Source organism: Cellulomonas sp. McL0606 (assembly GCF_058248365.1).
In genome coordinates this window covers 736,119-748,874 of record NZ_CM177779.1, presented here as the reverse complement: position 1 = coordinate 748,874, position 12,756 = coordinate 736,119, and the positions used below count along the sequence as shown (strand labels likewise).

Here is a 12,756-nt window from a genome sequence, read left to right as displayed (position 1 = left end):
GCCGCTCCCGATGGGGTCGGCGCCTCTGTTGCGCGTCACGTGAGCCGGTAGCCGGCGGTCGTGAGGGTCTGGACGACGTGGGCGCAGTGGTCCGGGCCCTTCGTCTCCACCTGGAGCTCGATGGCCACCTCGTCGACGGCGAGCTCGACGGCCGTCCGCGCGTGGGAGACCTCCATCACGTTCGCCCCGGTCGCCGCCAGGTCGCGCAGCAGCTCGGCGAGCGCCCCGGGGGTGTCGTCCAGCCGGACGCGCAGGTGCAGGAACCGTCCCGCCGACGCCAGCCCGTGCCGCACCACCCGCAGGAGGACCAGCGGGTCGATGTTGCCGCCCGACAGGATCGCCACGACCGGGCCCTCGAGGCCTCCCGGTTCAGCCATGAGGGAGGCGACGGCCGCCGCACCCGAGGGCTCGACGAGCATCTTGGCGCGCTCGGCGACGAGCAGCAGGGCCCGCGACAGGTCCTCCTCCGACACGGTCCGGACCGGGATGGCGTGCCGGAGGAGGATGTCGAACGGCACGGTCCCGGGCAGGCCGACCGCGATCCCGTCGGCCATGGTGTGCATCGCTCCGGCTGGCACCGGGTGCCCCTCGGCCAAGGACGGCGGGTACGCGGCGGCGCCCTCGGCCTGCACGCCGATCACGCGGACCGACGGGCGCAGCTCGGCCAGCGCGGCGACCACCCCGGCCGCCAGCCCTCCCCCGCCGACCGGCACGAGCACGGTCGCGACGTCAGGCACCTGCTCGGCGATCTCCAGCGCGATGGTGCCCTGCCCTGCCACGACGTCCTCGTGGTCGAACGGGTGGATCAGGACCGCACCCGTGCGCTCGGCGTACTCGTGCGCGTGCCGCAGGGCCTCGTCGACGCTGGCGCCGACGGCCTCGACGCGCGCGCCGTAGTCCCGGGTCGCCGCGACCTTGGGCAGAGCCGCGTCCACGGGCATGAACACGACGGACTCGATGCCGAGCATCTGGGCCGCCAGCGCGACGCCCTGCGCATGGTTGCCGGCGCTCGCCGCGACGACGCCGCGCGACTGCTCCTGAGCCGAGAGGCGCGCCATCCGCACGTACGCGCCCCGCAGCTTGAACGAGCCGGTGCGCTGCAGGTTCTCGCACTTGAGCCACACCTCGGCGCCCACCACGCGCGACAGCGCCCGGCTCAGCTGCACCGGGGTCCGGTCCGTGACCCCTTGCAGCAGCGCCGCGGCGTCCCGGATGTCGGCCAGACCGGTCATCGCGCGGCGCCCCGTGCGTCGCCGGGATCCGTGCCGTCGGACGGGTCGACCTGCTCCGCCAGCGTCGCCTCGTCCTCCGCCTCGGACTCCGCCACCTGCGCGATGGCGCGATCGAGCACGGGATGGCCACGACCGCGGACCGGCACATGGTCGTCGCGCCCGAGCTGGGGGAACTTGTCGTGCCCGTGCAGGTAGAGGATCACCGTGTTGAGCGTCGCGACGAGGGGCACGGCGAACAGGGCCCCGACGATGCCCGCGACGAACGAGCCCGCGGCGACGGCCAGCAGCACCGCAACGGGGTGCAGGGAGACCGCGTGGCCCATGAGGAACGGCTGCAGGCCGTGACCCTCGATCTGCTGGACGAGCAGCACGACCGCGAGCATGAGCAAGGCATTCAGGGGTCCGTTCGCGACGAGCGCGACGAGCACCGCGACCGACCCCGTGACCACGGCACCCACGATCGGGACGAACGAGCCGAGGAACACGAGCACGGCCAGCGGGAGCGCGAGCGGAACCCGCAGGATCGCGGCGCCGATGCCGATGCCGAGCGCGTCGACGGCCGCGACCAGGATCTGCGTGCGTGTGTAGGCGCCGAGGGTGACCAGGCCGCGACGGCCGGCCTGGTGCACGTGCTCGCGCGACCCGCGCGGGAGCAGCCCGACCACCCACGACCAGATGGTGCGGCCGTCGAGCAGGAAGAAGAACGTGCAGAACAGCGCGATCAGCGTGCCGGCCGCGACGTGGCCGACCGTGGTCGTCGCGTGCAGGGCGCCCGAGACCAGGCCCGAGTTGCTGCCGCTGAACGACTCCCGGATGGTGTCGATGTACTTGCTGATGTCCTCGGTGGTCAGCTGCAGCGGGCCCGTGGCCAGCCAGCTGGTCAGCTTGTCGATGCCTTCGGACGCCTGCGTCCACAGCTGACCGATGCCCTTGATGATCGAGCGTGTTGCCAGCGTGACCAGACCCGCGACGAGCAGGACCATCGCCGCCAACGAGATCGCGACGGCGGCGACCCGGGGCAGCCGGGTGTGTCGCTGGAGCCAGCCGACGAACGGCGCGAGCAGCACGGTGACCAGCAGGGCCACGGCGATCGGCACCACGACGACCTTGAGCTCGTTCAAGAGCCAGAGCAGCACCGCGAGCGCGGCGCCGATGAGCAGGAGCCGCCACGACCAGCCGGCCGCGGCCCGGATCGACGGCGGGACCGGCTGGTCCTTGGTGGTCGGCGCGTCGGTCACGCCGGACGCCCGGCGCCCAGGGCGGCATCCAGGTCCGCGAGCAGGTCCTCGAGGTCCTCGATGCCGACCGACAGGCGCACCAGGTCGTCGGGGACCTCGAGCGCCGTGCCCACGACCGACCCGTGCGTCATCTTGTGCGGGTGCTCGACCAGCGACTCGACGCCGCCCAGAGACTCGGCCAGCGTGAACACCTTCGTCGCCGCGCAGACCGCCAGGGCGGACTCCTGCGAGCCCGTGCGGAACGAGATCATCCCGCCGAACCCGCGCATCTGCCGCGCCGCGACCTCGTGCCCCGGGTGGCTCGGCAGGCCCGGGTAGATCACCGACGTCACCGCGTCGTGGCCCTCCAGGAACGCCGCGATCGCCGTGGCGTTGGCCACGTGCCGGTCCATCCGCACAGCGAGCGTCTTGAGCCCGCGCAGCGTGAGCCACGCGTCGAACGGTCCCGCGACCGCGCCGGACGCGTTCTGGTGGAACCGCACCGCGTCGACCAGCGGCCCGTCGAGCCCGACCGGAAGCATCGCGCCGTCACCGACCACGAGCGCCCCGCCGACGACGTCGGAGTGGCCACCGATGTACTTCGTCGTCGAGTGCACGACGACGTCCGCGCCGAGCGAGAGGGGCTGCTGCAGGTACGGCGTCGCGAAGGTGTTGTCGACGACGAGCAGCGCCCCGACCGACCGCGCATGGCCGGCCAGCACCGCGATGTCCGCGATGCCGAGCAGCGGGTTGGTGGGCGTCTCCACCCAGATCACCTTGGTCCGCCCCGGTTCGATCGCGGCCAGCACCGCGTCCGGGTCGGACAGGTCGACCGCGGTGTGGTCGATGCCCCACGGCCCGAACACCCGCGCGACCAGGCGGTAGGTGCCGCCGTAGGCGTCGTTCGGGATCACCACGTGGTCGCCGGGCCGCAGCGTCGCGCGCAGCAGGGTGTCCTCGGCGGCGAGCCCGGACGAGAACGCGAACCCGGCCGCACCGCCCTCCACGGCCGCGAGCGCCGCCTCGAGGGCCGTCCGGGTCGGGTTGGCCGACCGCGAGTACTCGTACCCGCCGCGCAGACCGCCGACGCCGTCCTGCTTGTACGTCGAGGTGGCGTAGATGGGCGTCACCACGGCCCCCGTCGACGGATCGGGCTCCTGACCTGCATGGATGGCCCTCGTCGAAAAGCCGGCCTTGGACCAGTCGTCCTCGTGGAGCTCCGCGTCGTTCGTCACGCACCCAGGCTAGGCGGTCCCGCCGACGCGGCGACCCGTGTCGCGGGAACACGGGCACGATCCACGCCGTTGCACGGGCCGGGAGCAATCAGGTGACCACCCGGCTCCCGGAGAGGATCAAGACCATGAACTGGCTGTTCGGATCCGCCCTCAAGACGACGATGGTGACGCCGGAGCGGGCCCTCGCGGGTCGCGACGGGTACGCCTACACGATCCCGACGACCCACACCGTCCTCGGCACTCCCCTCCAGGGCCCCTGGCCCGAGGGCACCGAGGTCATCTACCTGGCGATGGGCTGCTTCTGGGGCGCCGAGAAGACCTTCTGGAACCTGCCCGGCGTCGTGACGACGGCGGTCGGCTACGAGGGTGGCTTCACGCCCTTCCCGACGTACGAGGAGACCTGCACCGGCCTGACCGGGCACACCGAGATCGTCCTCGTGGCGTACGACCCGAAGCTCGTCTCCGCGGGCGACGTCATCCGCACCTTCTGGGAGAACCACGACCCGACGCAGGGCTACCGGCAGGGCAACGACGCCGGCACGCAGTACCGCTCGGCGATCTACTTCACGACGCCCGAGCAGGAGCTGGCCGCACGCAGCACGCTCGCGGACTTCCAGCCGCGCCTGACCGAGCGGGGCTTCGGCACCATCACCACGGAGATCCGCTCGGCCGAGGACGCCGGGCCGTTCTACTACGCCGAGGGCTACCACCAGCAGTACCTCGACAAGAACCCCGCCGGGTACTGCCCGGTGCACGCCACGGGCGCCAGCTGCCCGCGGCCGACCGGGGCCTGAGCCGTTCGACGATGGACCCGTCAGCCGACGGGTCCATCGGGCGGGCGGCCGACTCGCCCCCGCTTGTCGGCCACCCGCCCGACGTGGGGCCGGTGTGCGTCCCCCTGCGGTCGTCTCCGGCCGCCCTCGAACAGGCTCTTGGTCCGGCGGGCGTCGACGCTGACGCCTGCCGGTCCGGAGGAGAACGTACCGACTGCCGCGACGGTCGGTCTACGCCTGTCCACGCTGCGTTGGACCCCGGTCCACCTGTCCGGGTGGACCCGGCCGAGCCGGGCACGGATGAGCGCGGTCGGGACGGCGGCGCCTACGGTGAGTGTGTGAACCTCACCAACTGGGCCGGCAACTATGCCTACCGCGCGCCCGTCGTCCAGCACCCACGCAGCGTCGAGGAGCTGTCGCAGATCGTCGCCTCGGCGCGCCGCGTCCGCGCGCTCGGCACGCGGCACTGCTTCAACGACCTCGCCGACGGACCCGGCACGCTGGTCGCTCTGGACGGGCTCGCGTCGTCGGTGCAGATCGACTCGCACGCCCGCACCGTCACCGTCTCGGCCGGCACCCGGTACGGCGCCCTCGCGCAGGAGCTGCACGCGGCCGGTTGGGGCCTGGGTAACCTGGCGTCGCTGCCGCACATCTCGGTGGCGGGTGCCGTCGCCACCGCCACGCACGGCTCCGGCGACCGGTCGCAGAACCTCGCCGCCGCGGTGGCCGGCCTCGTGCTGATGTCCTCGGACGGGTCGCTGCGCACCCTCGTCCGTGGCGACGACGACTTCGCCGGGTCCGTCGTCGCGCTCGGCGCGCTCGGGATCGCCGTGCAGGTCACGCTGGACATCGAGCCCACCTACGACGTCGCGCAGGAGGTGCACGAGAACCTGCCCTGGGAGACCGCCCTGGCCAACCTGGACGACGTGACCTCGAGCGCCGGCTCAGTGAGCCTGTTCACCGACTGGCGCGAGCCGAGCATCCAGCAGGTCTGGCGCAAGACCCGGGTCTCCGAGTCGTACCAGCCGCGCGAGGAGTTCTTCGGCTCGACCCCCGCCGCCGAGCAGAGGCACCCGCTGCCCGGCATCGATCCGGTGCACACCACCGCGCAGCTGGCGTCGCCCGGCCCCTGGCACGAGCGCCTGCCGCACTTCCGTCTCGACTTCACCCCCAGCAACGGGGCCGAGCTGCAGACCGAGTACCTGGTGCCTAGGGCGCAGGCCGTCGAGGCGTTGCAGGCGGTGCGCGGCCTGGCCGACAAGATCGCCCCGCTGCTGCAGGTCAGCGAGGTCCGCACCATCGCCGGTGACGACCTCTGGCTGTCGACCGCCTCGGGCGGGGACCGCGTCGGCATCCACTTCACGTGGCAGCCGCGACAGAACGAGGTCACGGCACTCCTGCCGGTCCTCGAGGCGGCGCTGAGGCCCTTCGACGCCCGCCCGCACTGGGGCAAGCTCTTCGCCGACGAGGACCGCTCGCTGGCCCGCCTGTACCCGCGCTGGGACGACTTCCGGGCGCTCGTGGCCCGCACCGACCCGACCGGCGTCTTCGCCAACGACTTCCTGGAGCGGCACGGCCTTCGCGAAGCCTGACCGCGGGACCCGTCGGCAGCGTGCGACGAGTCCCGCGGCGAGCGCGCGTGCCGACCGGCGGCCGGCCTCAGGCCGGGCAGTTGTGGTACGCGGCGATGAGCCACCGCCCGTCCTGCCGGGCGAGGGTCCAGGTGGCGTTGACCCAGGCGCCGTCGGCCACCTCGGTCTGACCCGCGAGCAGGACGGCCGTGCGGGCGTTGACGATCGCGGCGTCGTCGCCGAGGTAGCGGACGCCCAGCACCTCGTCGCGGGTCCGGCTGCCCTTGAGCGGACCGGCGAAGGCCGCCGCCATGCGGTCGCGGGTCGCCGCGGGGCCCACGCTGTAGGAGCCGGGCAGGACCGAGGTCGCGTCGGAGGCGAACGAGGAGACGAACGCGTCCGCGTCGTGGTCCGCCCACGCCTGGTAGAGGTCGTCGAGCACGGTGAGGACCTCGCGGTCCGTGGTCACGGTCATGGTCGTTCCCTTCGTCGTGTGGAGCTGTCACCGGTACATACCCGGCCGGCGCCGGCGGCTCATCGGTGACGGCGCGATGACTTTCGGGACGCCGGCCGGTATGTATGGGCACGACGAGCGAGGAGACACGGTGGCGACGACGACGGACGAGGACTTCACGCTGCGGACAGATCCGTTCCGGAGGGCCCTGGCGCACTGCTACCGGATGCTCGGCTCGGTGCACGACGCCGAGGACCTGCTCCAGGAGACGCTCCTGCGCGCGTGGCGGGCCTACGACCGGTACGACCCGAGCCGGTCCGGCCTGCGCACCTGGCTCTACCGCATCGCCACCAACGCGTGCCTGACCGCGCTCGACCAGCGCAGCCGTCGCCCGCTGCCGTCCGGGCTCGGCGCCCCGCCCGGCGACGACCCGATGTCACCGCTCGTGCGCGGCGAGGAGGTGCCCTGGCTGCAGCCGATCCCGGACGCGTTGGTGGGGGACCCGGCCGACGTGGTGGCCGCGCGGGGGTCGCTGCGGCTGGCGTTCGTCGCCGCGATGCAGCTCCTGCCCGCCCGGCAGCGCGCCGTCCTCATCCTGCGCGAGGTGCTCCAGTGGCCGGCCGCGGACGTGGCCGCAGCACTCGAGATGACCACCCCCGCGGTGAACAGCGCCCTGCAACGGGCACGCGCACGGCTTGGCGAGGCCGGCCTGGGCGAGGAGCAGATCGACGAGCCGGTGAACCCGGACCACCGGGCGCAGGTCGACCGCTACGTCGTCGCCTTCGAGAACGCCGACCTCGCGATGCTGGAACGGCTGCTGACCCAGGACGCCGTCATCGAGATGCCGCCGTTCGTCAACTGGTACCGCGGCCGCGAGCACTACGTCCGCTTCATCGCTCGCGCCTTCACCCTGCGCGGCACGGACTGGCGGATGCGTCCGGTGGCCGCGAACGGGCAGCCTGCCGTCGCCGCCTACACGCGCGCACCCGACGGCGGGTACGCCCTGCACTCGCTCCAGGTGTTCGCTGTCACGGCGGCGGGCATCAGCCGCAACACCACGTTCCAGGACCAGGACGTGTTCGACACCTTCGCTCTGCCGGCGCGTCTCACCGCCACCGCGTGACGCGGGCGGAGAGGTCGGTGTCGCCCACGCGCCCGACCGGCGACAGGGTCACCACGTCGCTCGCGTGCAGCCGCGGATCGGTGGCGTAGCGGTCCTCGAGCTCGCGCTCGGCCGCTTGGTCGCCGGCGTCGGCGGCGACGAGCAGCGTGGCGACCTCGTCGGCCAGCGCGTCGAGCTCCTCGGCCGGGCGCGGGTTGTCAGGCAGCGTGTCGCCCCAGACGTCCCAGAGCAGCAGCTCGTCGCGCTGCCGGTGGGCCAGCTCGGCGACGACATAGCCGCGCACGAAGTCCGGGCCGGTGAGGAGCGGCAGGGACGGGTCGACGCCGTACGACGAGACGTCGGCGCCCGACCGGTGCGCCAGCCAGACTTCGGCGGCCGTCTCGAAGGGTGCGCCGAGACCGGTGTCCAGGTCGTGCGTGTCGAACGGCCAGTCGGTGTCGGCGAGGCCTCGGGGTCGAACCGCACCCACCGCGTGCCGTCCCAGCGTTCGGCGACCACGTGGTCGTGGTGGAAGCCGGGCCGGAAGTACGCCGCGAACCCGACGCGGCTGCGCGCGGGGATCCCGTGCTGCCGCAGCACGGCGACGGCGAACAGCGTGTGGTCGCGGCAGCAGCCGGCGACCTGTTCGTGCGGTGCTCGCGGCTGCGTGAGCGGGGCGGGCGAGCGCTCCTGCGTCACACGCAGGATCTCCGACAGCCAGCGCAGGTCGATGTCCGCGTCCTGGCCGGCGTAGAGCGCGTCGGCCGCCCCTCGGTAGTGGATGACCACGTTGCAGGCGGCCTGCTGGATGGACCCGGTGTCCGTCGCGAGCGCGTCGAGAAGCCCGGCGTACGGGCCAGGGTCGCTGAACGGGCTGTGCATGGCATAGGCGTCGAGATTCGGCATGCGATCAGCGTGGCCTCTGCCCCAGGGGCAGGGTCAACGCCTCGCGCGATCGAGATCGATCGGCTGCGCGACGTGCACCACGACCCCGTCGTCGTTCCACGGCACCGGGTAGATCTCCCGGACCGCCCCGACCGCACGCCGCCCGATGAACCACGTCTCGAGCGCGACGTAGGCACCGATGATCGTCGGGTAGCGGCAGTCGGCGGCCGTCACCGGGACGTACGCGACCGTGTGCGCGGGCTCGTGCCGCAGCGTCACGGGCCCGACCGGCGCGACGAGCCCCTCGTACGGCACGCAGACCTCGATCGGCCCGTCGCCGTCGAACCCGACCGCGCCGTGGAACAGCACCCAGTACTCGGCGCCGAAGGAGGCACCACCCGCGGTCAGGAACAACCGCAGCTCGGCGACGTCGGCCATGATGGTCGCCACCAGGTCCTCCTGGCTCACGTGCTGCTGGATCGTCGCGACGGACCGGGCGGGCTGCGACGTGATGACGACGTCGTCCACCCCGAACCGCCCGGTCGCGTCGAGCGTCGCCCCCGCGCCCAGCGAGGTGAGCACCAGGTCCACCTCCGGGCCCCGGTCGGACAGGTCCCGCTGCCGGGCCGCCCACCAGGCACGCACGGCCGCTCCCGTCGACGGCTGCGCCAGCACGTCGGCGATCGTCGCCAAGGGCATCTCCAGACGCCGCAGCAGCGCGATCGTGTGCGCGCGTTCCAGCTGGTCGGGCGCGTAGTAGCGGTAGCCGCTGACCTCGTCGACGCGGACCGGTGGCAGCAGCTCCCGGGCGTCGTAGATCCGCAACGCCTTGAGCGAGAGACCCGAGCGCCGCGCGAACTCGCCGATGCCCAGCTCAGGCACGCCGGGCCCCGGCAACGGCCCGGGCCCGGCGGTCATGAGGTCAGTGGCTCGTGCCGACGATGTCGACGACGAAGACGAGCGTGTCCCCGCCCTTGATGCCCGCCTGGGGCACGCCGCGGTCGCCGTAGCCCAGGTGCGACGGGATCGAGAGCAGGACGCGCGAGCCGACCTGCTGGCCCACGAGGCCCTCGTCCCAGCCCGCGATGACCTGGCCGACGCCGATGCCGAAGCTGATCGAGGAGCGCCGGTCGTACGAGTTGTCGAACACCCCGCCGTTCCAGGCCTGACCGAGGTAGTGCACCTCGATGTCGTCGCCGGCCTCGACGAGCGCGCCGTCGCCGCGGGAGAGGACCGACACCTCCAGCTCACCGGACGGGGTGCCCGCCGGGAACGACAGGGTCGGCTTCTCGCCGAAGGAACCCGAAACCTCGGGCAGCGCTGCGGACATGACCACTCCTTCTCTGGATGACAGTGCCCGCCCATCTTGCCGCCCCGCCCTGACACGCGCCGAATCGCCGGGGTTGACACAAAAAGCTAATAGCATTAGCTTTTTGCCCATGAGCACAGCCCAGTTCATCAGCCGCCCCGAGGGACGGATCGCCTACACGGTCGACGGCGACGCCGACGCACCGCTCGTCGTCCTCGCGCCGGGGATGGGAGACCTGCGCACGACCTGGCGGGACCTCGTCGGCCCCCTGACCGCCGCGGGCTACCGCGTCGCGTGCATGGACCTGCGCGGGCACGGCGACTCCGACACCACCTTCGCGACGCACGGTGACGTGGTCACCGGCCAGGACCTGATCGCGCTGGCCGAGCACCTCGGCGGCCCGGCGGTGCTCGGCGGCAACTCGATGGGCGCGGCCGCGGCCGCGTGGGCGGCCGCCGAACGGCCGGACCTCGTCGCCGGGCTCGTGCTCACCGGACCGCTCCTGCGCAACCCGCCAGCGTCCGCGGCGGCGACCGCCACCACGCACGGCGCGGTCCGCGTCGCGCTGCAGGGCCCGTGGGGGCCGGCCCTGTGGGCCCGCATGGTCCGCACCTACTTCGGCCGCGGCACGCAAGGCCCGTGGTTCGACGAGCACGTCGCGGACATCAAGGAGTCGCTGCGGCGCCCGGGACACCTGCGCTCGTTCCGGCACCTGACGCTCCAGCTCACGCACGCCCCGGTCGAGGCTCGCCTGGGCGAGGTCGTCGCACCGGTCATCGCGTTCGTCGGCGCGATCGACCCCGACTTCAAGGACCCGGCCGCCGAGGCGCTCTGGCTGCGTTCGGCCGTCGACGCCGAGGTCACGCTCATCCCCGAGGTCGGCCACTACCCGCAGCACCAGGCGCCGCAGGTCGTCATCGACGACACGCTCGCGTTCCTGGCCTCGCTGCCCCGTCTCGAGAACGCGTTCGAGGCCGTTGCCTAGGGCCGGCCTCGACCACACCGCCGTCGTCGACCTCGCCCTGAGCGTGGTCGACGACGGCGGCGCGACGGGCTACGCCGACCTCACGCTCGCGACCGTCGCGGCCCGGGCCGGTGTCGCGGTCCCCAGCCTCTACAAGCACGTGGACGGGCTGCCGGGCCTGCGGCGGGACGTCGCGCTCGTCTGCGTGCGGGAGTTCGCCGCGCTCACGTGCGACCTCGACACGGTCGCGGAGATGGGCCACGCGATGCGCGACTACGCGCTCGCGGCACCGGGCCGGTACGACGCCATCCAGGGCACGTCGTGGGTCCACGACCCGGCCGCGTGGGAGGTCCAGGAGGCCGGCGCCGCCGTGATCGCTGACCTGTCCCGCGGCGTCGAGGCGCTCGGCGTGCCCCCGGAGAAGCTGCATCCACGCGGTCCGCGCGGTGCGCGCCGCGGTGCACGGATTCATCGTCCTCGAGCTGGGCGGCGGCTTCGGGATGCCCGAGGACGTCGACGTGAGCTTCGCGTTCCTCGTCGACGGGCTCGTCGACGGCCTCACGCGACTGCGCGTGTGACCTCGGGACCGGTTGAGCGGGCCTCTGGACGAACCGGGATCACCTCGCCAGGAACCCCAGCAGGTCGTGCCTGGTGAGAACTCCGACCGGCGACCCGTCGTCCACCACCATGAGGGCATCCGCCTTCTGCAGCGCCTCGCGCGCCGACTGCACGCTCTCCCCCGACCCGATCAGCGGCAGGGCAGGGGACATGTGCCGGTCGACGCGGTCGGCCAGCTCGGCGTCCCCCGAGAACACGGCGTCCAGCAGCACCCGCTCGCTCACGGACCCGGCCACCTCGCCGATCTTGACGGGGGGCTCGGCCCCGACGACGGGCATCTGCGAGACGCCGTACTCGTGCAGGATCGAGATGGCGTCGCGCACGGTCTCGTTCGGGTGCGTGTGCACGAGGTCGGGCAGCTCACCCGTCTTCGTCCGGAGCACGTCACCCACCGTCGCGCCCTCCGCCGCCGCCAGGAACCCGTACGACCGCATCCACGAGTCGTTGAAGATCTTGGACAGGTAGCCGCGCCCGCCGTCCGGCAGGATCACGACGACGACGGCGTCCGCGGGCAGGTCGCGCGCGGCCTGCAGGGCGGCCACCACGGCCATCCCGCAGGAACCGCCGACGAGGAGCCCCTCCTCGCGCGCCAGCCGCCGGGTCATCGCGAAGGAGTCGGCGTCCGAGACGGGGATGATCTGGTCGGGGACCGTGGGGTCGTAGGCCGTCGGCCAGAAGTCCTCGCCGACGCCCTCGACGAGGTACGGCCGACCGTCGCCCCCGGAGTAGACCGAGCCGGCCGGGTCCGCACCGATCACCACGACCCGTCCGTCGGAGACGTCCTTGAGGTAGCGGCCCGTGCCGGTGATCGTGCCGCCCGTCCCGACGCCCGCGACCAGGTGCGTCACGCGCCCGTCGGTGTCCGCCCAGATCTCGGGGCCGGTCGACTCGTAGTGGCTCGCCGGACCGTTGACGTTGGCGTACTGGTTCGGCTTCCACGCGCCCGGGATCTCGCGCACGAGGCGGTCGGACACCGAGTAGTACGAGTTCGGGTGGTCGGGAGCGACGGCGGTGGGGGTCACGACGACCTCCGCGCCGTAGGCCCGCAGCACGTCCCGCTTGTCCTGGCTGACCTTGTCGGGACAGACGAACACGCAGCGGTAGCCCTTGCGCTGCGCCACCAGCGCGAGCCCGACACCGGTGTTCCCGCTCGTCGGCTCCACGATCGTCCCGCCGGGCCTGCTTCCCCGGACGCCTCGGCGGCCTCGATCATCTTCAGCGCGATGCGGTCCTTCACGGATCCGCCGGGATTCAGGTACTCGACCTTGGCCAGGATCGTCGCGGCCAGGCCCTCGGTCACGGTGCCGAGCCTGACCAGCGGGGTGCCGCCGACGAGCTCGGAGATGTGCTGCGCGTACTTCACGGTGCTCCGTCGCATTCGGGGACGGGCAGCGGA

Annotated in this window: 12 protein-coding genes and 2 pseudogenes; 5 read left to right on the top strand and 9 right to left on the bottom strand. The window is 72.8% G+C overall.

Going from position 1 to position 12,756, the window contains the following annotated elements:
* Positions 1-35: 35 nt before the first annotated feature.
* Genes ilvA through AC38ZX_RS03825 form a run of 3 tightly spaced genes read right to left on the bottom strand, consistent with a single transcriptional unit; the run spans position 36 to position 3,684 of the window.
* The gene (gene ilvA, locus AC38ZX_RS03835) at positions 36-1,232 is read right to left on the bottom strand and encodes a threonine ammonia-lyase (RefSeq protein ID WP_491296396.1); all 1,197 of its coding nucleotides are present in this window, start codon (positions 1,230-1,232) and stop codon (positions 36-38) included.
* Entirely contained in the window at positions 1,229-2,470 is a 1,242-nt protein-coding gene (locus AC38ZX_RS03830; protein WP_491296395.1) for an AI-2E family transporter, read from the bottom strand. The genes ilvA and AC38ZX_RS03830 overlap by 4 nt, the downstream gene beginning before the upstream one ends.
* Positions 2,467-3,684: a cystathionine gamma-synthase gene (locus AC38ZX_RS03825; protein ID WP_491296393.1), complete on the bottom strand. Its 1,218-nt coding sequence runs from the start codon at positions 3,682-3,684 to the stop codon at positions 2,467-2,469. The genes AC38ZX_RS03830 and AC38ZX_RS03825 overlap by 4 nt, the downstream gene beginning before the upstream one ends.
* 125 nt (positions 3,685-3,809) lie before the next feature.
* Between AC38ZX_RS03825 and msrA the strand changes: the two genes are divergently transcribed.
* Positions 3,810-4,478 (top strand): peptide-methionine (S)-S-oxide reductase MsrA, encoded by a 669-nt coding sequence (msrA, locus tag AC38ZX_RS03820; protein WP_426594535.1) that lies wholly within the window; start codon positions 3,810-3,812, stop codon positions 4,476-4,478.
* A 317-nt stretch (positions 4,479-4,795) separates the two neighbouring features.
* Complete coding sequence (locus AC38ZX_RS03815) at positions 4,796-6,049, top strand: D-arabinono-1,4-lactone oxidase (RefSeq protein ID WP_491296392.1); 1,254 nt, start codon at positions 4,796-4,798, stop codon at positions 6,047-6,049.
* A 67-nt stretch (positions 6,050-6,116) separates the two neighbouring features.
* On the opposite strand, the gene AC38ZX_RS03810 is transcribed toward AC38ZX_RS03815, so the two are convergent.
* Positions 6,117-6,503, bottom strand: a complete 387-nt coding sequence (locus AC38ZX_RS03810; protein WP_491296390.1) for an SgcJ/EcaC family oxidoreductase — start codon at positions 6,501-6,503, stop codon at positions 6,117-6,119.
* 130 nt (positions 6,504-6,633) lie between these two features.
* Here AC38ZX_RS03810 and AC38ZX_RS03805 point away from each other — a divergent pair, with 130 nt between their 5' ends.
* Positions 6,634-7,605, top strand: a complete 972-nt coding sequence (locus AC38ZX_RS03805; protein WP_491296389.1) for a sigma-70 family RNA polymerase sigma factor — start codon at positions 6,634-6,636, stop codon at positions 7,603-7,605.
* Here the strand turns inward: AC38ZX_RS03805 and AC38ZX_RS03800 are convergent.
* The 4 genes and pseudogenes from AC38ZX_RS03800 to AC38ZX_RS03785 all read right to left on the bottom strand — a co-directional run bounded on the left by AC38ZX_RS03800 (position 7,589) and on the right by AC38ZX_RS03785 (position 9,799).
* Complete coding sequence (locus AC38ZX_RS03800) at positions 7,589-8,074, bottom strand: hypothetical protein (RefSeq protein WP_491297567.1); 486 nt, start codon at positions 8,072-8,074, stop codon at positions 7,589-7,591. The two genes, AC38ZX_RS03805 and AC38ZX_RS03800, sit on opposite strands and share 17 nt — an antisense overlap.
* Positions 8,075-8,115: 41 nt before the next feature.
* A pseudogene (locus AC38ZX_RS03795) lies at positions 8,116-8,466 on the bottom strand (hypothetical protein); the annotation flags it as partial.
* Positions 8,467-8,523: 57 nt separating this feature from the next.
* Positions 8,524-9,387, bottom strand: a complete 864-nt coding sequence (locus tag AC38ZX_RS03790) for a MerR family transcriptional regulator (RefSeq protein WP_426594530.1) — start codon at positions 9,385-9,387, stop codon at positions 8,524-8,526.
* A gap of 4 nt (positions 9,388-9,391) precedes the next feature.
* Positions 9,392-9,799 carry an FKBP-type peptidyl-prolyl cis-trans isomerase gene (locus AC38ZX_RS03785; RefSeq protein WP_426594529.1) on the bottom strand — a complete coding sequence of 136 codons (408 nt, stop codon included), beginning with the start codon at positions 9,797-9,799 and terminating at the stop codon, positions 9,392-9,394.
* Between the two features lie 109 nt (positions 9,800-9,908).
* Between AC38ZX_RS03785 and AC38ZX_RS03780 the strand changes: the two genes are divergently transcribed.
* Together AC38ZX_RS03780 and AC38ZX_RS03775 are read left to right on the top strand one after the other, a co-directional pair.
* On the top strand, positions 9,909-10,763 hold the full coding sequence (locus AC38ZX_RS03780; protein WP_426594528.1) for an alpha/beta fold hydrolase: 855 nt from the start codon (positions 9,909-9,911) through the stop codon (positions 10,761-10,763).
* Positions 10,756-11,397, top strand: a complete 642-nt coding sequence (locus tag AC38ZX_RS03775) for a TetR/AcrR family transcriptional regulator (protein WP_491296386.1) — start codon at positions 10,756-10,758, stop codon at positions 11,395-11,397. The genes AC38ZX_RS03780 and AC38ZX_RS03775 overlap by 8 nt, the downstream gene beginning before the upstream one ends.
* Here AC38ZX_RS03775 and AC38ZX_RS03770 read toward each other — a convergent pair.
* Positions 11,360-12,723: pseudogene (locus tag AC38ZX_RS03770) on the bottom strand (cystathionine beta-synthase). The gene AC38ZX_RS03775 and the pseudogene AC38ZX_RS03770 sit on opposite strands and share 38 nt — an antisense overlap.
* Between the last annotated feature and the right edge of the window lie 33 nt (positions 12,724-12,756).

Coding starts and splice junctions, on each gene's coding strand:
- ilvA (WP_491296396.1), bottom strand. CDS start 1,232: ATGACCGGTCTGGCCGACATCCGGGACGCCGCGGCGCTGCTGCAAGGG.
- msrA (WP_426594535.1), top strand. CDS start 3,810: ATGAACTGGCTGTTCGGATCCGCCCTCAAGACGACGATGGTGACGCCG.
- AC38ZX_RS03810 (WP_491296390.1), bottom strand. CDS start 6,503: ATGACCGTGACCACGGACCGCGAGGTCCTCACCGTGCTCGACGACCTC.
- AC38ZX_RS03790 (WP_426594530.1), bottom strand. CDS start 9,387: ATGACCGCCGGGCCCGGGCCGTTGCCGGGGCCCGGCGTGCCTGAGCTG.
- AC38ZX_RS03785 (WP_426594529.1), bottom strand. CDS start 9,799: ATGTCCGCAGCGCTGCCCGAGGTTTCGGGTTCCTTCGGCGAGAAGCCG.
- AC38ZX_RS03780 (WP_426594528.1), top strand. CDS start 9,909: ATGAGCACAGCCCAGTTCATCAGCCGCCCCGAGGGACGGATCGCCTAC.